At 69.9% G+C, this 17,557-nt stretch carries 13 protein-coding genes; 8 read left to right on the top strand and 5 right to left on the bottom strand.

What is annotated here, in order from left to right; genetic code table 11:
- Together LZG04_RS28760 and LZG04_RS28755 are read right to left on the bottom strand one after the other, a co-directional pair.
- A partial coding sequence (locus LZG04_RS28760; protein WP_233822636.1) for an endo-1,4-beta-xylanase occupies positions 1-260 on the bottom strand: 260 nt, incomplete at its 3' end.
- A 712-nt stretch (positions 261-972) separates the two neighbouring features.
- Complete coding sequence (locus LZG04_RS28755) at positions 973-2,019, bottom strand: hypothetical protein (protein ID WP_233822653.1); 1,047 nt, start codon at positions 2,017-2,019, stop codon at positions 973-975.
- Here LZG04_RS28755 and LZG04_RS28750 point away from each other — a divergent pair.
- Positions 1,900-2,631, top strand: a complete 732-nt coding sequence (locus LZG04_RS28750; protein ID WP_308199371.1) for a sugar kinase — start codon at positions 1,900-1,902, stop codon at positions 2,629-2,631. The genes LZG04_RS28755 and LZG04_RS28750 overlap by 120 nt on opposite strands.
- A gap of 259 nt (positions 2,632-2,890) precedes the next feature.
- Here LZG04_RS28750 and LZG04_RS28745 read toward each other — a convergent pair whose 3' ends face one another.
- The 3 genes from LZG04_RS28745 to LZG04_RS28735 all read right to left on the bottom strand — a co-directional run bounded on the left by LZG04_RS28745 (position 2,891) and on the right by LZG04_RS28735 (position 9,833).
- Positions 2,891-4,114: a glucuronoxylanase gene (locus LZG04_RS28745; RefSeq protein WP_267938192.1), complete on the bottom strand. Its 1,224-nt coding sequence runs from the start codon at positions 4,112-4,114 to the stop codon at positions 2,891-2,893.
- A gap of 557 nt (positions 4,115-4,671) precedes the next feature.
- Positions 4,672-7,077, bottom strand: coding sequence for an RICIN domain-containing protein (locus LZG04_RS28740; RefSeq protein WP_233822631.1), 2,406 nt, complete (start codon positions 7,075-7,077; stop codon positions 4,672-4,674).
- Between the two features lie 188 nt (positions 7,078-7,265).
- Entirely contained in the window at positions 7,266-9,833 is a 2,568-nt protein-coding gene (locus LZG04_RS28735) for a hypothetical protein (protein ID WP_233822629.1), read from the bottom strand.
- Between the two features lie 661 nt (positions 9,834-10,494).
- Between LZG04_RS28735 and LZG04_RS28730 the strand changes: the two genes are divergently transcribed.
- The 7 genes from LZG04_RS28730 (at position 10,495) to LZG04_RS28700 (ending at position 17,193) form a co-directional block, all read left to right on the top strand.
- The gene (locus LZG04_RS28730) at positions 10,495-10,710 is read left to right on the top strand and encodes a hypothetical protein (RefSeq protein ID WP_233822627.1); all 216 of its coding nucleotides are present in this window, start codon (positions 10,495-10,497) and stop codon (positions 10,708-10,710) included.
- A 45-nt stretch (positions 10,711-10,755) separates the two neighbouring features.
- Positions 10,756-11,223, top strand: coding sequence for a hypothetical protein (locus tag LZG04_RS28725; RefSeq protein ID WP_233822625.1), 468 nt, complete (start codon positions 10,756-10,758; stop codon positions 11,221-11,223).
- 401 nt (positions 11,224-11,624) lie between these two features.
- Positions 11,625-13,355 carry a carbohydrate-binding protein gene (locus LZG04_RS28720; RefSeq protein ID WP_233822623.1) on the top strand — a complete coding sequence of 577 codons (1,731 nt, stop codon included), beginning with the start codon at positions 11,625-11,627 and terminating at the stop codon, positions 13,353-13,355.
- Between the two features lie 11 nt (positions 13,356-13,366).
- Positions 13,367-15,592: a CBM35 domain-containing protein gene (locus tag LZG04_RS28715; RefSeq protein ID WP_233822621.1), complete on the top strand. Its 2,226-nt coding sequence runs from the start codon at positions 13,367-13,369 to the stop codon at positions 15,590-15,592.
- Between the two features lie 244 nt (positions 15,593-15,836).
- Positions 15,837-16,370, top strand: a complete 534-nt coding sequence (locus LZG04_RS42720) for an RICIN domain-containing protein (protein WP_233822619.1) — start codon at positions 15,837-15,839, stop codon at positions 16,368-16,370.
- Positions 16,371-16,427: 57 nt separating this feature from the next.
- Positions 16,428-16,682 (top strand): hypothetical protein, encoded by a 255-nt coding sequence (locus LZG04_RS28705; protein WP_233822617.1) that lies wholly within the window; start codon positions 16,428-16,430, stop codon positions 16,680-16,682.
- A 331-nt stretch (positions 16,683-17,013) separates the two neighbouring features.
- The gene (locus tag LZG04_RS28700; protein WP_233822615.1) at positions 17,014-17,193 is read left to right on the top strand and encodes a hypothetical protein; all 180 of its coding nucleotides are present in this window, start codon (positions 17,014-17,016) and stop codon (positions 17,191-17,193) included.
- Positions 17,194-17,557: the final 364 nt, after the last annotated feature.

The following is a 17,557-nucleotide window of genomic DNA, read 5'->3' as shown; positions in this document are numbered from 1 at the left end:
TCGGTCGCGTCCATCTTCATCTCGTTCTCGGCCGTGACCATGTTGAACTCACGGTTGAGAATGCCGACGTAGGTGGAGTCGCCCAGCTTGTTCGCGGCCACCGCCGTGCCGAAGTAGCGGCCGCTCTGCTGTGCCGCCGCGGCGAGCGTCGAGGCGGCGCCGCTGGCGGGCGACGCCACGAGGACCGCTGCGCCCGCGGCTGCGGCCACCAAGGTCGACACGAGGGCGACTCGTGAGACTGACTTCGCTGTCAGCGTCATGTTTGGCACTTTCTGGGGGAGCACCCGCGTGGGACGCGGGTGGCAGGGGACGGAGGGTCGGAGTTCGAAACGTTAAGCAGTATTAGCCGAAACAGTTTGGCCGATCAAGGCTCGGTCATGCCCGCCTCCGACGCTCGTTCACCGACATGAACTCCCGCAGGTTGAGCGGCACGGACCTCTCAGGCCGGATGAAGGTGCAGCTCAAGGAACGCTTAAGCGGTTCGGTTTCCGGATCGTTCACGAAGCCTCGCCGGGGGTCCGACGCGGAAAAATATCGAGAAAATTCGAAAGTATTTTCGCAAATTTCGGCTGGTCGGCGACCTCGCGTGGGTGCGTCGGCACGGTGTGGAAGCCGAAAAGGGCGGCGGTCCCGACGGCCTCGCCGTGCCGGTGAACGCCGGGCCGAGCGGGGTGAAGGTCACGCCGTCGGTGCTGCAGGAGAACCGGTTGGACCGGGGTTGGAGGTCGGCGCTGATCCGCAGCCAGACCCGGCCACCGCCGACGACTCGACCCACTGGGCGTCGGTGACGTCGCTGGGACACCGCCTCGTCCGTCGAGTGGGCTGGTGGGAGGCGGACGAGCGGCGGACCGGCAGAGCGACGCTCGCCAACGTCCGACCTACCAGGAGCTCCTTCGTCCGCGCAACCAAGGGCCTTCGTCCGCCCATGCTCGGGAACGGGACACCTGTCCCTCCTTTCGCGGGGTGGCGGGGTCATCGGCCGCGGAGCAGGGTGTTGCACTCGCGTTGGAGTGCGACGTCCTGCCACATGGGGTGGTGGGGTGCGGCGTTGGAGCACACGACCGAGCCCCATGCGCCGACGCGCGCGGCTTCGCGGGCGGCGGTGCGGCAGAAGGCGGCGCCGACGGGTCCTTCCTCGAAGGTGCCGTGCAGCGGTGTGTAGCCGATCCAGCCTTCGCCGAACACGAGCGGCACAGCGGTTTCGGCGGCCCAGTCGGCGGCGGCGTCGATCCAGGTGGTGAGCTGCTGGTGCATGGCGGTGCGGTGGGTGGCGTAGCGGTCGTAGAGCCAGGCGTCCCACTTGGCGGGGTCGCACCAGTCGTGCACGTAGACCTCGCGTCGGCCGACGATCGTCGTCTCCAGCCGCCACCGCTGGTCGGGTGGCGGTAGCCAGCCGTCGAAGTCGGGAGCACCGGGTCGCAGCAGTTCCCGGTGCGCACGGTCCTGCGGGAACGGGCGGGACGGGTCACGCAGGGCGAACTCGTCGAGCAGTTCGTCCAGCACGCCGTAGACGTAGGGGTGGAACACCGCGACGTCCACGCCGCGGGGGATGCCGCGCATCGAGCCGACCGGCACCCGCGCGTGATTCACCGTGACGAGCCGGTCGGGGTGGCGCTGCTTGAATCGCGCGATCCCGCGTTCCAACCGAGGCCGCAGGGCGACCACGGGGTCATCCTCGAGGTCGTCGGCGAGGTGTCCGGCTTGGACCTCGTTGTGCAGTTCGACGAACGCCACGCGGGAGTCGAGGCCGTGCGTCGCGAGGAAGTCCACCAGATCGGCCAGCGCGTCCGCCAGCGCCACGGCGCGGTCCTCGGGGTCGATCGCCATCACCGCGTCGAACCAGGCGCGCTCCAGGGCGAACGACGGGCTCTGCTGGTACTCCCAGCTGGACAGGATGACGTGGCAGTCGTGCCGCCGCGCGGCGCGGAACAGCGCCAGCAGCCTTGCGACCCGGACGCGCCCACCGGGCTGGTCCTGTTCGAGCAGCGCACCCCCGACGTCACTCGCGTCCTCTACCACCGCGCCGGGTCCGCCGGGTCGCGCTTGGACAGTGACGACGTGGCGGCGGGTTCGGACTGCGACGCACGCCTGCTGCACCTCGCCGGCATCACCCCGGCCCTGAGCACCACCGCTCTCGACGCCGTGCACGCCGCCCTGCTCCACGCCCGCGAACGGCGCTGGAGGGTGTCGTTCGACGTCAACTTCCGCGCCAAGCCGTGGTCGGCCGACCGCGCCGCCGCCGTGCTCTCGCCCTCGGCCTGGAGGGCGGATGTGGTGATCGGCTCGCCGGACGAGCTCGACCTCGTGGGCGGACCCGACGTGCTGCTGGCGGCCGGCGTCGCCGAACTGGTGACCAAGCGAGGCGCCGACGGCGCCTCGCTGCGAACCCACGACGGGCACTGGACCGCGCCCCCGCACCGGGTCACCGTCGTCGACACCGTCGGCGCGGGCGACGCCTTCACCGCCGGTTACCTGTCCGGGCTGCTCGACGACCTGGCTCCGGAGGAACGCCTGGCCCGGGGGAACGTGACCGGCGCGTTCGCCGTGATGGCCACCGGCGACTGGGAAGGACTGCCGACCAGGGACGAGCTGTCGCTGCTCGCGTTGGGCGACGGGGTGGCGTTGCGCTGACCGGCGCTCCGCGACCCGACCACGGCGCGTGCCGGCATCGCCCAACCCGGGCGCGGTCCTCGAAGCCGTGGGACCGGCCGCCCTCACCGTTCCCCGTCAACGCCGGCCGACGGGCGTTGGGGCCCGAGACGCACCCCTGTGCCCTCGAATCCGGCTACCGCGACTTCCCCCGACGGAGCTCCTGGTAGATCGGGCGGTGTCTGTTCGCCGCTCTACCAGGAGCTCCGTTGTTGTCGTGCCCGATGCCCGCGGGCTGCCGTCAGCCGATGAGGAAGGTCCTGATGCTGTGGGCGGCGAGTTGGGCGCCGAAGGTGCCGTTCGACATGGTGATGGTGCTGTCCTGGGAGAGGGTTCGCGTGGCGGTGGTGGTCCAGGTCGGGATGGTCGCGGAGGTGGTGTCGCGGACGGTGAACGGCAGGTAGACCGCGGACGGGTTCTTGTTGACGGCGACGATGACGACCCTGGACCCGCTCTTGAACGCCGTGATGTAGACGTTCGACTGCGGGTTCGCGGTCGCGGTGATCCGCTGGTAACCAGAGCGGACCCACTTGGAGTAGTGGGCCATGTTGGCGCCGCGCTTGCTGATCTGTCCGTCTTCGCGCATCGGGCCGTAGGAGCGGCGGATGTACCACCACACGTAGGTCTGGAAGCGGCCGTGGACCAGCGCGCGGTGCATGTGTTCGCCGACGTCGAGTGCCTGGGGCCAGAGGTCGGCGGAGTCGGTGCTGTTGGGGTGGTAGACCTCGGTCATCCACAGTTCCTTGCCGCCGCCCTTCTCGCGGAACAGCGGGTAGGGCAGGTCCTCGGTCCTGGTGCCGTAGAGGTGGGCGCCGATGATGTCGACGTTCGCCAGCGCGGCGGGGTCGTTGAGGATGGGATCGGAAGCGCTCTTGCGGTACTGGAACGACTCGGGCGCGATGACCCTGGTGTTGATCGAGCCCGCGTTCTCGCGCAGGAACCGCACCATCTCGCTGGGGGTCCACGCGGTCCAGTCGTGCGCGTAGTCCGGCTCGTTCTGCACGGAGATCCCGTACAGGTTCACCCCGTTGTTCCGCATGAAGGTGGAGAAGTCGTTGAGGTGCTGCGCGTAGGCGGCGTAGGCGTTGTAGCGCAGGCGCCTGCCCCCGGAGAAGGTCTCGGTCATCGACGCGGGCGGGTTCCACGGCGAGGCGAAGACCTTGGCCCCCAGCTCGGCGGCACGTCTGGCCGTGGCGACCTCGCGGCTCCAGGTGGCGCGGTCCTCGGGGACGGGGATGCGCAGCACGGTGAAGCCCAGCTGCCCGGTGCCGTTGCCGAAGGCGGTCTCGCGTTGGGAGGCGGTGAGGTCGCCGATCCAGCCGGGGTGGTTCATGCCGCCGAACCCGAGGATCGTCTGCTGCACGACCGACGGTTCGACCAGCACACCGGCCTGCGCCGAGGCGGGTCTGGCCACCGCCAGCGCCGGCAGCGCGACACCCGCCGCCAGCAACGACCGCCGACGCAACAGACCCGAACCCGGGTCTCCGGATCGGTCTCGACGTGATTCCACGGTTCCTCCACAGAATTTGGGCTTGTTCGGATCCGGCGGTCGTCGGGTGCCAGGGCGGGGTGATCGCCCGATCGGTCACCACACCGCCGCCAGGAGACCCGGGGCGTGAGCAGATGTGCGAGGCCCAGGGCAGGGGTAAATCGCAAGCGCCGAGGCCGATCACCGCTACGGGGACGGGCCGGCCGGCTGTCGTCCACGTCCTCCCCTCGTGGTTCGGCGCGACCGCCGCGGTGGCCGAGCGCGGGTGGGTGAGCGATTCGCGGCGGAACCGGGCACCGGAGAACACGCGTCCCGTGCGGGCGGAGGCAGAGCACGGCTGGTCGCTGGAGCGCGAGGACTCCGGGCGCAGGACGATTGAACCGACTCGATCTCTGTTGACCCTAGGCAGGAAAGGTCTGGCGAAGCAATGCTCGAAGACCGTCGAAAACGTTCGACAGTCCTTGATGCCTCCGGGGGTGGAGGGGCGGGCATCCTGTCGCACCGCCCCTCCACCGCGTTGGGTGGTCACCGGATCAGGAGATCCTGACCAGTCGCCACTGCTGGTTGGTTCCTCCGGTGGCGGGCCACTGGGTGACGGCGGCGCCGTCGGCGGTGGAGTTGCCGGAGACGTCGAGCAGGTAGCCGTTGGAGCGGGATTCGATGAAGTAGCCGCCGTTGTCGGTCGGTGCGACCTGCCATTGCTGGTGGGCACCGCCGCCGGCGGTCCAGAGGTTCAGCTGGGTGCCCGGCCAGGTGGTGGCGTTGGGGATGTCGAGGGCTTTGCCGCTGCCGATGCCGGTGATGGTGTAGTAGCCGGCGCTGTTGCGGGCCAGGGCCCACTGTTGGTGGGTGCCCCCGCCATAGGTCCACTGGTCGACCAGGGTGCCGTCGCCGGTCTCCGCCCGGACGGCGTCCAGGGCCTTGCCGCTGCCGACGCTGACGATCCGGTAGGTGCCGGACAGGTCGGGCACCGTGCCGGGCGTGATGGACAGGTTGGCGTACTGCACGGGGTGGTAGCCGGCCGTGCCGAGGCCGACCATGCCGCCGCCGTAGCTGCGGTCGGTGATCGTGGCGACCGTCCTCCCGTCGATCCTGGCGGTGATCGCGGTGGCTTGGAAGGCGAGGGAGAGGTTGTGCCAGGTGTTCGTGCCGGGAGCGGCCACCGTGCCGCTCGCCAGGGTGGTCCAGGTCCAGGACGTGTTCGTCTTCGTCAGCGACCAGGCGCCGGTGTCGGACAGGCGCAGGTGGTAGGCGTTCAGGCCGCCGTTGTTGCGCGATTGGGTGCCGACCCGGCCCAAGACCTCGGCGGCGCTGCCGCTCCTCTCCAGCAGCACGTCCGCGCTGACGGTGTAGTCGCTCCAGCCCAGCTCGCCCATGATGGTGTAGGGCTGGGTGCTCGACTCGTGGGTCCACTTGATCGGTTGGACCTGCGCCATCTGCCGCAGGCACCGGCCGCCGCGGCCACCGGCGCAGGCGGCCGATTCGAACGCGCCGTTCATGGAGGCGAAGTACCTGGCCTCACGCCCGGCGCCGTAACCGGCGAAGGAGTCGGTGTAGGGCAGGCCGAGCCGGCTGCGCTGGGGGCTGGTCGTGACACCCGCGCCCTGACCGGTGGTGGTGGTCACCGTGTAGACGCGGCCGGGTTCCATCCTGAGCGTGTACGTCCCGCCGACGGCCGCCAGGTCGGCACCGCGGACCATGCTCGGGCTGGTCCTCGTGGTGGACAGGTCGGTGGACCACACGCGCAGGGCGCCGCCGGGCAGACCACCGGCAACCTTGAGCGTGACCGTCTGCGGCTCGGTGGCGGTGGTCGTCTCGAAGACGGTGCTCCACGCGCCCTTGTCGGGTGCGGCGTAGCTGACGTAGCTGCCGTTGACGCGGTTGCCGCCGAGGTAGCCGGTCGAGCTGTCGAGGTACTTCCAGCCCGGGGCGGTGAACTGCGCGGTCTGGGCGATCGCCCAGGTGGTGCGGCCCACGCTGTAGGCGCCGGACCACGGCTGGTCGGCGGTGACCAGGCCCACGGTCTCGAAGTCGAGGTTCCGGTAGAGGGACGCGACGATCGGCCAGTTGATGTAGGCGGTGGTCTTGGCGTCGATGTAGCCGCGGTTGAGGGCTCGGGCGACCGGGGCGGCGCCGGTCTCCGCGTCCTGGGAGCCGTTCTCGCTGGCCCAGATCGGCTTGCCGAGCGTCTGGGCGTCCGACGTGGACGAGCAGGCCGTCATCTCGGAGATGCCACCGCACGTGTAGTGGCCACCGGCGACGTCCACCGCGTTGTACAGGGCGCTGTTCCTCTTCATGTCGGTGGCGATCGTCCAGGCGTTGGCGCCCCAGTTGTCGCCGCCGACCAGCTTGGTCGAGGTGTAGCCGTTGGACTTCAGCGCCGCTTTGAGGTTGACGTACCAGGTGGCGTCGTAGGTCTTCTCGTTCCACCCGCCGAGGTACTCGACGGTCAGCCCGCGCTGCTTGGCGCAGCCCAGCCAGGACAGGTAGTAGTCGATCATGTCCTGCGAGTGGAAGTTGCCGTTGCCGACCCAGCCGGGTGCGCCCCAGGGCATGGCCACGAACTTGATCCGCGCGTTGCGGGCCTTGGCCTGCTCCATCAGCCACCACTGGTAGCCGGCGTCGCAGTTGACCACGCCTCTGGTGTGCTGGTGGCTGGCCTCGGCGCCGTCGGTGGAGTTGGTGTCGCCGCCGATCTCCACCTTGAGGATCTGCAGGTTCGCGCCGTAGCCGGGCTTGAACAGGTAGTCGAGCACTTCATCGCGTTGCGCGGTGGGGTAGTCGTACAGCAGGCGGGTGTTGCCGCCACCGCCGCTGATCGCGCCGACGCCGTCGAACGTGCGCCCGCCGCTCGCGCCGTCCACGGTGATCGCGGTGGTGGCGGCGGACGCGGGGACGGGAGCGCTCAGCAGGGCCGCGCCGATGAGCGGGACGGTCACGACCGCGATCCGCCTCGCGTGTCGTCTGTGTCGGGGCAGGGGCGTGCGCAAGGTGGTCCTCCGGTGGTCATGGTCTCGAAGGGTGGTCGGAGCGCGTCGATGACCGCGATGGGCCGACGCGGTGGGACGCGCGGCCCGGGTGGAGCCCCGGCCGACGAAGGGCCGGCCGGGGCGCGACGCAGCCGCGGTCAGTTCGCCGGGGTGACGGACTTCGCGGCGAGCAGCGGTGAGATCCCGACCCAGTCGACGTTCGGCGCCCAGCCGGTGCTGTTGCCGAAAACGAGGGCGCCGGACGCGGTGGTCAGGTCGATCGGCGAGGTCTCCGCCCAGAACCCGTTCCACGTGTAGTTGTGGCGGTAGGGGGCGCGGGTCGTCCGCCCGCCGGCCTCGCCGGCGGTCATGAACCTGGTGATCGCGTCCGTGTTGTAGGCGTGGCCGGTGTTCTTGTCGGCTTGTGCGTAGGCGACGGTCAGGTTGTACTGGCCCGCGGTGCGGGTGGCGGCGGGGCGCGGCACCGTGAAGGTGCTGCCGTTGCCCAGCCACCCCACGTAAGAGCCCCGGGAGGCCCATGGGCTCGCCTCGACCCGTGCACCGCCGCTCAACAGGCCGGCCTCCGCCTCGACCACGACCGACCTCTGGTCGGCGCCGGCCGCGCGGACCGACGTCAGCGTGCCCAGGGTGACCGGGGTCGATCCGCCGTTGGTCAGGACCACCTTGGTGATGCCGGCCCTGAGGTGGACGGTCAGCGAGCCCTCGTACGTGCCGCCGCCGGTCGCGGACAGCTCACCGCCGGCCACGCCGCGGTCGGACAGCGCGATGTCCACCCTGCTGCCACCGGCGGAGGTCCACCGGGTGGACAGCGCGTAGTAGGCGTCCTCGGCCGCGGACACCCACGTGGTCGCCCTCTCCCCGGGGTTCAGCGTGAGCGCACGCGGTGATCGCAGTGCGACGGGTGGGGTGTGGACGACGGTGCCGCCGGTGCGGCGGGCGTCGGCGAGCGGGTAGGCGGTCCTCTCCGGACCGGTGACCTCGGCGAGGTCGATGCGGTCGAGGGTGATGTTGGACGGCGCCCCGATGAAGCCCCCGGGGTTGCTGGTGCGCAGCGAGATCCGGTGCGTGCCGGCCGTGAGCTGGACGGGCGTGTCGAGCCTGCCGCGGTACTGCCAGTTCAGCGTGGCGGGGAAGGTCAGGTCCTGCCTGTGGGCGTTGTCGACGTAGAGGGCCTGCTTGCCGACGAAGCCCCCGGTCCCGTAGATCACGCCGAGCCGGTAAGTGCCGTCGCGCGGGACGGTGGCGGTCACGGTCACCCGCGAGGCCGCCTTGTCCAGGTAACCCACGTCCTTGCCGCCCGAAGCGGTGTACCGCTGCGGGTCGCCGTCCTGCGTGACGACCACGGCGTTCTCGACGATCCCGGATTCGGCCTCCTGCCGGGTCGACCACGGTTCGTCGGCAGTCGGGGCGGCGCCGGTGCCGGCGGGGGTGATGCTCACCCGGTAGGCGGCGAGTCGGTCGCCTCCGGGGACCGGGACCGTCAACCGGCCGTTCACGACGGGAAGGCGGGAGGCCGCCACGACGGGCGGCCGGCCGGCGTCGCCCTCGTAGCCGGTCCAGGCAACCTTGGACACGCGCACGTCGACCGTGCCGCCGAACACCGAGGTGTCGATGCCGGTGACGGCGACGGCGACCGGGTTGGCGGTGCCGCCGAGCAGGACGGTGGCCTCGCGGTCCGCGCGGTCGAGCGTGGCCAGGCCCTGGAGGGTGTCGCGGGTGTTCGGTCGCGGCGGGGTGACGCGGACCGTGTCGCCGGACAGGTCGGCGTACCACTTGGTCAGCCACCAGCCGCCGTTGGCGCGGGCGGTGCGCACGGCCTGGTCGCTGAGGTTGCCGGCGACCGACCAGAAGGCCAACTGACCGTCGACCTTGCCGTCCTCCAGCATGCTGATCCACTGGATCATCTGACCGGGCACGGAGGTGTCGCGGCGGTTGGAGTACTCGGTGATGTTGACCGGCCGGGGGCTGATGCCCAGTGAGCGTTCGATGGAGCGGTAGTCGGCCAGGTGCGCGCGGAAGCTGTTGAGCGACTCGGGTGAGAGCTCGTGCCAGGTGGTGATGTCGGGCAGCACGTTGTTGGCCGCCGCGTAGGCGAAGAAGTCCCGCAGCCGGCCGGGGTTGTAGTACGACTCACCGGGACCGTCGATGCGGGCATTGGGCAGCACGGACTTCACCAGGCGGTAGATCCGCGTCCAGTCGGAGAAGAACTTCTGCTTGCGGCCGGCCCAGTCGCCGTACCAGATCCAGTCGGGCTCGTTGAAGATCGTCCACACGAACCGGTCGCGGTCGGGGCGCCGTGCGACGACGTCGAGCTGGGCCCGGACCTTGGCGGCGTAGTCCTCGATGCCCAGGTCCTGGTACGGCCAGGCGCTGTAGGCGTCCTGGGAGTTGATGTAGATGTCGGTGCCACCGGAGGCGAAGAAGTCCTCGGCCACGACGATCGCGTCACCGTTGGGGTGCTGTTCGCCGTCGGGTGGCTTCTGGGCGATGGTGCGGGGCTCCATGCCTGCGATGAGGTCGCGGGAGGGCACGCCCGGGTCGCCGAGTCCGTAAAGCACGCCGGTGGCGCCCCCGTGGAACGCGCCGGTGGAGGAGGCCAGGTCCACGGTCAGCGTCTCCGCGGCCTGGGCGGTCGCTGCGGTGGGGGAAAGGCCCGCCAGGGCCAGTGCGGTGACGGCCGCACCGACCCCGATTCGGTGTCTCATCGAAACTCCGCTCTGAGTCGCGATCATCTCCAACAGCGCGTCGACCTGCTCGGCGGCCCTCGTCCCGTCCGGGGCGTGGGCCGCTTGGTGAGGACGGGTAGTGATGGACACTGGACGCCTGACGCGCTCCATGGAACGTTCCATCAACGTGACAGCCCCATCACTGCGGCGTCAACGGCGATTTGGGTAACGAACTCGCAACGCCGACTGGTCGGCATCGTTCTGGAGTCGCCGTCGACGTGCTCCGGTTGGGGCGTCTTTCGTGCGTGATGATCGGTTTGCCGGGATTGGCGGGGGAGTCCGCCTCGCCCTGTCGGCCTGGCGAGCGCCACGCGGCTGCGTTGGACTGGTCGGGGTAAAACGCTTACCCACCGCATGGGATCGTGGACAACCTGTTGACCGCGCAGGATGGATGCTCGTACCGTAGCGCCGAGGTAAGCGTTTACATGGTCGCTGGCGACGTGTGCCGGGCGCTCGACCACATCCGATCCGTGCCCGCGATCCGGGCTCCGCGATCGACCCGGTACGAGGTGGTCCGCCGACGACCGGGGAAGTGCGAACAGGTCCTGCCCGCGAGGAAGCAAGGTCGACCCCGCGTGCAGAGCGGGCTCCGGATGCCCGCGCAGTGGGCTCTCAGCCCGTTCCGCCATCAGGAGTGCACATGATGCCTGTCCGTCGGTACAACGTGGTCCGACGAGGTTCGACGCTCGCCGCGGTGCTCGCCGTCGCCCAGTCCCGGGTCGTGGTCCACCGGCCGCACGCGGAGGCCGCACCGGGACCGTCGTCCACCAACCCGGCCGTGCTCGCGCCCAACAGTGCGGATCCCACGCTGGTGCAGCCCGACGGCCGGCACTGCTCCACCGGGAACACGATGTGAGGCCCGCACCTGGAGCAGATCGGCAGTCGTCGGTACCTGTGCTCGGTGGAGCCGGCGGGCGCGCCCCGGCGCACCCACGTGCTGGAGAGCGCGGGCAACGACTCGGGGCCCCGCACCTGTCGGGGCATCCTGAACCTGTTGCCCGACAACGGGTGGGCGATCGACGGGGCGGTGCTCATGCCCAACGGGGCGCTCTGCTCCCGCTACTCGGCCTTCCACGCCGACGGGCCGCAGTCGATCCACCGCGTACCCGGGAGCAGCCCGATCTCGGTGTCAGCCTTCGGCACCCTGATCTCGGCCTCGGCCTCGGCCTCGGCCCCGGCCCCGGCCTCGGTCCCGGCCCCGGCTCTGGCGCGGGAGTGGGAAGGACAGCCGGTCACCGAGCGGCCGTTCGCGTTGCAGCGGGGCGGCCGCACCTTCCCGACTTGTTCGGCCGGCTGCTGCGGCACTCGGGACGACAAGCTGGTCATGCCGGAGTACCGCGGCAGCGCCCCGCTATCGGCGTCGTCCTGAGCGAAGTCCCCGAACCCGATCTTCCGGCGCAACGACGCCGCCTGCGTTTTCGGCCACGGCCACCGTTCCCTTCGGCTGTCGTCACCTGAACGACCATCGCGCCGGGTCGTCGGGTGCGCTTGGAGCCCGCGCCCAGCGCTGCCGCGCGAAGTTCTCCGCATCCCTCCGCATCTCCGATCGGAAGGACATCGACCGTGGACGACAGCACAGCCACCATCGCGGCGCGGCGTGTTGCTCGGCGCGGCGGCAGGACCTGTCCACCATCCTCAAGGGCTGCGGCATCACCGCGATCAGCCTGGGGCAGCAGCGCGTGCGACCTGAGCACCCGCAGCCCGACCGCCGCCCCGGACGGCTTGCCGAACGTGTGACACCGACATCACCAAGAATCCGAGGAGAACCCCGTGCACCTCACAACGCGGTGGCGTGCCGTCCACGTCGTCACCGCCTCCGCAGTCCTCGCCCTGAGCGCCGTGATCGTGCCCGGCACGGCCTCGGCGGCCGGGAACACCTACTACGTCGCACCCACCGGCAACGACAGCGCCGCGGGCACCCGGACGGCGCCCTTCGCGTCCATCGCCCGCGCGCAGGCCGTAGCCACGCCGGGCGACACGGTCTACTTCCGCGGCGGGACCTACGCCTACACCAAGGCGAACTCGGCTTGCGCGAGCCGGACGGCCAGGGTGGACGCGATCACCCTGAACAAGAGCGGCACGGACGGCAACCCGATCCGCTACTGGGCCTACCCGGGGGAGCGGCCGGTGTTCGACTTCTCGCGGATGACGGACGACTGCCGGATCAAGGGCTTCGACGTCACCGGCAGCCGGCTGCACCTCAAGGGCTTGGAAGTGACCGGTGTGCGGCAGAACAACAACCTGAACGCCGAGTCCTGGGGGATTTGGATCTCGGGCAGCTACAACACCTTCGAATCCATCGACACCCACCACCACATGGGTGCCGGCCTGTTCATCCAGAACGGACGCGACAACCTCGTGCTCAACTCGGACTCGCACGAGAACTACGACGCGAACAGCTCGGACGGGCCCGGTGAGAACGCCGACGGGTTCGGCGCGCACATCAAGGCGGGCAACCCCGGCAACGTGTTCCGCGGCAACCGGGCGTGGTGGAACGCTGACGACGGGTTCGACCTCATCAGCGCCTACTCGTCGGTGACCATCGAGAACTCCTGGTCGTGGCGCAACGGGTACGTGCCGGGCACCACCACGAGCGCGGGCAACGGTTCCGGTTTCAAGTCCGGTGGCTACGGCGGCGACTACGACCCCGGCGCGGTCAAGCACACCGTCCGCAACTCGGTGGCCTTCCTCAACAAGGCGGCGGGTTTCTACAACAACCACCACCCGGTGGTCAACGACTACTTCAACAACACGGGCTTCGGCAACCGCCCCAACTTCGACATGCGGGGAGTCGACCCCAGCGGCGCGACCGTCGGCCGGGGCAACCTGCGCAACAACATCGCCTACAACGGCACCGCCACGGCGAACATGACCGGCACCAGCGCCTCGCACAACTCCTGGAACCTGGGTCTGCCCCTGTCGGACGCGCAGTTCCAGAGCGTGTCGACCTCCGGCTGGAACGCTCCCCGCCAAGCCGACGGCAGCCTTCCCGTGCTGCCGCACCTGCGCCTGGCCGCGAGCAGCAGCCTGATCGACAAGGGCGTGAACGTCGGGCTGCCCTACGCGGGAGCGGCACCGGACCTCGGCGCCTTCGAGCAGTCCGGCGGCGCACCGACGCCCGTGCGTCACGAGGTGGAGAGCGCGCCCGCGGTGTGTCAGGGCACGGTCGACTCGAACCAGGGGGGTTTCACGGGCACCGGGTTCTGCAATGGTACGGCGGCTGTGGGGGCGTATGTCCAGTTCACGGTGAATGCGGTGCAGGCTGGTGTGGTGGTGTTGGGTGTGCGGTTCGCCAACGGTCACAGCAGTGGGACCGCTCGCCCGGCGAATCTGGTGGTCAACGGGTCGGTGGTGGGCGCGGTCTCGTTCGAGTCCACCGGGGCGTGGACGACCTGGTCGACCAAGAGCCTCACCGCCTCCCTGAGCGCCGGGAGCAACACCGTGCACCTCGAACCCACCACCGCCGACGGCCTGCCCAACGTCGACCACCTCACCCTGTGAAAGGCATCAAGATGACCAGGACATCACGCACGCCCGTGAAACGGCGCGTGCTGACCGCAGCCGCACTGCTGTTCGCGTCCGTGCTGGCGCCGCAGCCGGTGCTCGCCACGGCGCAGCCCGTCGCCGAAACCGCTCCGGCCGCCGAGGACGCTCAGGTCGTCGAGGACACCGCAGCCGATCCGCACGGTCTCAAGAAGACGGTCGCCGACTACCGGACCCGCGTCCCGGCCAAGTACACCACCGACTCCTGGAAGCCCTTCGCCAAGGCGCTGACCACGGCGGACGACATCGTGAAGAACCCCTCGGCGAGCGCGACGGAAGCCGCCGCGGCGAAGACGGCCCTGATCACCGCCGCCGGCGACCTGGATGCCGCGGACGAGGGCACGTTCCAGACCATCACCAACAACACGTTCTGGAACGACACGAGCGGCAACCCGATCTACTCGCAGGGCGGCGGTGTCTTCAAGTTCGGCGACACGTACTACTGGTACGGCGTGCACTACCGCGGTGCGGAGAGCTACCGCGCCAACCCGACCCGAAAGTACGACGGCGAAGTCTCGTTCGTCTCGATCCCGGTGTACTCGTCCAGGGATCTGGTGAACTGGAAGTTCGAGAACCGCGTGGCGACCCGCTCGACCGCCATCCACAACGGCAACACCCTCGCCGCGGCGGGGTGGGTCGGGCGGCTCGGGGTCGGGTACAACGAGAACACCGGCAAGTACGTCCTCGCCACGCAGGCCTACGTCGGCGGCGAGCACGGGGTGCTGCTCCTGCAGGGCAACACCCCCACCGCCAACTTCACCTACGGCTACTTCCAAGGCCAGATCGTCAACTCGCCGACGACCGGCACCGGCGACCAGACCGTCTTCACCGACGACGACGGCAAGGACTACCTGATCTTCTCCAACCGCGAAGGACGGTCCCGCGGCTTCGTGGCCAAGTTCCGCGAGTCCGACTCGCTGCGGATCGAGCCGGCCGTGGAGATCCGCCGCGGTGACGGCCGCGAGGGCAACGCCATGTTCAAGCTCGACGGCAGGTACTACCACGCCGCCTCGGACCTGCACGGCTGGAACACCTCGGTCAACTACGTCAACGAGTCGACCGGCGGCAACATCCAAGGTTCCTACTCGAGCGAGTTCGTTCTTCCCGGTACCGAGATGGACTACAGCCACGTCACCCAGACGGGGTTCTTCGTCACCGTGAAGGGAACCAAGCAGAACACGGTGATCTACGCGGGCGACCGCTGGGCCGACTTCGCCTGGAACGGCATCGGCTACAACCAGTGGGTGCCGATCACCAAGACCGGGGCGAGGCCCCAGTTCCACTCGGTGAGCCAGTGGCAGTTCAACATCACGACCGGTGAGTGGCGGGTCGGTCCGGACAACAACTACGTCCTCAACCCCGACTTCCAGGCCGACCGGGTCTCCGTCTCCACGCTGACCGGCTGGACCAACTTCCGCGAGTCCGGGCCGACCTCGTTCGTGACCAACAACGTCGCCGGTGCGAACGGGTCCCGTTTCGCGATGCAGGTCGGCGCCGGCCAGTCCTACGCCGGTGGTGCGCGGCAGCGGATCACGATTCCGGCAGGCACGTACAAGATGTCCCTGTACGCCAAGACGTCCGGGTCGCTCAGCGCCGCGCAGATGACGGTCACCGACGCCGCCGGCAACGCGCGCACGCTCAACATCCCGGCGTCCAGCGGCTTCACCCGCCGCGAGCTCGCGAACATCCCGCTGGCCGCCGGCACCGCCACCGTCACCATCCGGGCCGCCAGCGGCAACGGCTACCTCACCGTCGACCAGCTCGGCCTGGTCAGGACCGACGGGACGACGCCGGTGGCGCAGCGCTACGAGGCGGAGAGCGCGCCCGCGGTGTGTCAGGGCACGGTCGACTCGAACCAGGGGGGTTTCACGGGCACCGGGTTCTGCAATGGTACGGCGGCTGTGGGGGCGTATGTCCAGTTCACGGTGAATGCGGTGCAGGCTGGTGTGGTGGTGTTGGGTGTGCGGTTCGCCAACGGTCACAGCAGTGGGACCGCTCGCCCGGCGAATCTGGTGGTCAACGGGTCGGTGGTGGGCGCGGTCTCGTTCGAGTCCACCGGGGCGTGGACGACCTGGTCGACCAAGAGCCTCACCGCCTCTTTGAACGCGGGGAGCAACACCGTGCGCCTCGAACCCACCACCGCCGACGGCCTGCCCAACGTCGACCACCTCGACGTCGCGCCGGCCACCGCCTGATCCTGCTGTTGGCGTGGGTCGGGACGTGGGTGATCCCCTCGTCCCGACCCCGCACGCGTGCGATACGAGACCCGAGGAACGCGAGCCGGTCCCCGCAGAACGGCATCCTCGCCACCGGTGTGCTCGTGGCTCCCGCGCTGATCGCCGTGCCGTCGGCGAGCGCCACGAACCCGATCATCACCGACCCGTCCGCGCACGTCTGCAACAGCCGGGTGCACCTCTACCTCACCGACGATCGAACCTGGTGGACTGGACCGACCACGGTGACGTGTTCCCGGTCGCGGGCGCGTTCTGGGTGAGCCGGTACGCCTGGGGCGCCCGGTGCCGCGGAGCGCAACGACCGCTACCTGCTCTACCTGCCGTGGACTGGACCAAGATCGGGGTGGCGGTCTCCTCGTCGCCGAAGGGCCCGTTCTCCGACGCCCAGGTGACCGGTGCGATGCAGTACGGCGAGGCGCCGAACCTGCACAAGGTCGGCGGCACCTACTACTTCACCTACTCGACCGGCCGGCCGGGCCAGATCCACTACGCCACCGGGACCTCGCTGCTGGTGACTGCGGACCGGGCCGAGCGGTCACGTCGAGGTGATCAACCGCGCCAACGGCTCGTGCCTGGACGTGTCGGGCGGGTCGACGGCGCGAGCGTGGTGCAGCACGGCTGCCACGGCGGTGACAACCAGCAGTGGACCGTGCGCCGGATCGACCCGACCACCATGTCGCTGGTCAACCGCCGCAGCGGCAAGTGCCTCGACGTCCCCGGCGGGCGAGCCGGAGGGTGAACTCGACGTCCAGCGCCGGCTCGCCGACCGAGACCATGATGTCGCTGCGGTCGGCCGGTGATTGGCGTCTGGCTCGCCTCCGGCCAGGGAACCCCGCCGCGTGACCCGGGCGTCCCGGCCCCGCCCGCCGACGAGTGGCCGGACACCGGCGTGAACCTCGTCCTGCCGGTGCTCGGCGGGACGGCGGCGCTGGTGCTCGACCTGCTCGCGCTGCGCTTCGGCAGGGCTGATCGAGGTCCGTCCCGGCTCGGGCCGGAGGGCCGCGGTGCGCCGCCGTTGGCCCCCGCGACCCTCCGGGGCTCGGCGGGCTAGGAGAACTTGATCCAGTTGACGCTGACGTACTCGCGTCGACGTACCAGCGCAGCACCTGCGGGCTGACCGAGGCGTCCCACTCGAAGCGGTAGGTGTGGAAGTTGCCGGTGCAGGAGGTGTGGGGGCACTGTGCGGTGGCGCCAGGCCGGTGGTCTCGTTGCACGCGCCGCCGGGGTTGACGCCGCAGTGCAGGGCGCCCCAAGCCTTGTCGGCGCCGTTGACGTTCTCCATCACGTCGAGCCCGCCGATCGACGGCCAGTTCCAGTAGTCGCCGCGGTAGGGCGAGCCGAGCGCCCAGAACGCGGGCCAGTAGCCCAGGGCGGCGTTGCCGGTGACGCTGGGCATCTGGACGCGGCCCTCGATGGCCATCTTCCCGCCCGCGGGCGGTGTGAAGTTCGCGCGCTGGGTCTCGATGCGACCGGAGGTCCAAGTGCCCGAGCTGTCGCGCAGGGCCGTGATCTTCAGGTTGCCCGAGCCGTCCAAGGCGATGTTGCGGGTGTCGGTGGTGTAGTTCTGGATCTCGCCGGTGCCCCAGTTCCCGGCGCCGCCGGGGTAGCCGTGGCCGGTGTCGAGGATCCAGTTCTGCGACGACGGCAGCGTGCCCGCGCTGCCGGTGAAGTCGTCGCTCCACTGCAACGTCCACCCCGACGGCGTGGACGGCACCGACGCGGCGGCCTGGCTTCGTGCTCATGTGACCTCCTTTTCACTGGTGGAGCATCAGGAGAGCGCTCTCATGGAAGGTCACAATAGGCCGCTCGGTCCTGTCGGCACCGCCTTTCACGGGAGCGGGAAGGGGTTGTGCCTGGTAGGGCACCTTGATCGCTTAAGCGATGGTTGTGCTGCCCGGCACGGCCAACGCACTTGAGCGCCTAAGT

The sequence above is a fragment of the Saccharothrix sp. S26 genome (assembly GCF_021390395.1).
GTDB lineage: Bacteria > Actinomycetota > Actinomycetes > Mycobacteriales > Pseudonocardiaceae > Actinosynnema.
This window is presented reverse-complemented; position numbering and strand designations above follow the sequence as displayed.

What these genes read in the sequence shown, in the direction of transcription:
- LZG04_RS28730 (WP_233822627.1), top strand. Translation starts at nt 10,495, where the DNA reads ATGATGCCTGTCCGTCGGTACAACGTGGTCCGACGAGGTTCGACGCTC.
- LZG04_RS28715 (WP_233822621.1), top strand. Translation starts at nt 13,367, where the DNA reads ATGACCAGGACATCACGCACGCCCGTGAAACGGCGCGTGCTGACCGCA.
- LZG04_RS28735 (WP_233822629.1), bottom strand. Translation starts at nt 9,833, where the DNA reads ATGAGACACCGAATCGGGGTCGGTGCGGCCGTCACCGCACTGGCCCTG.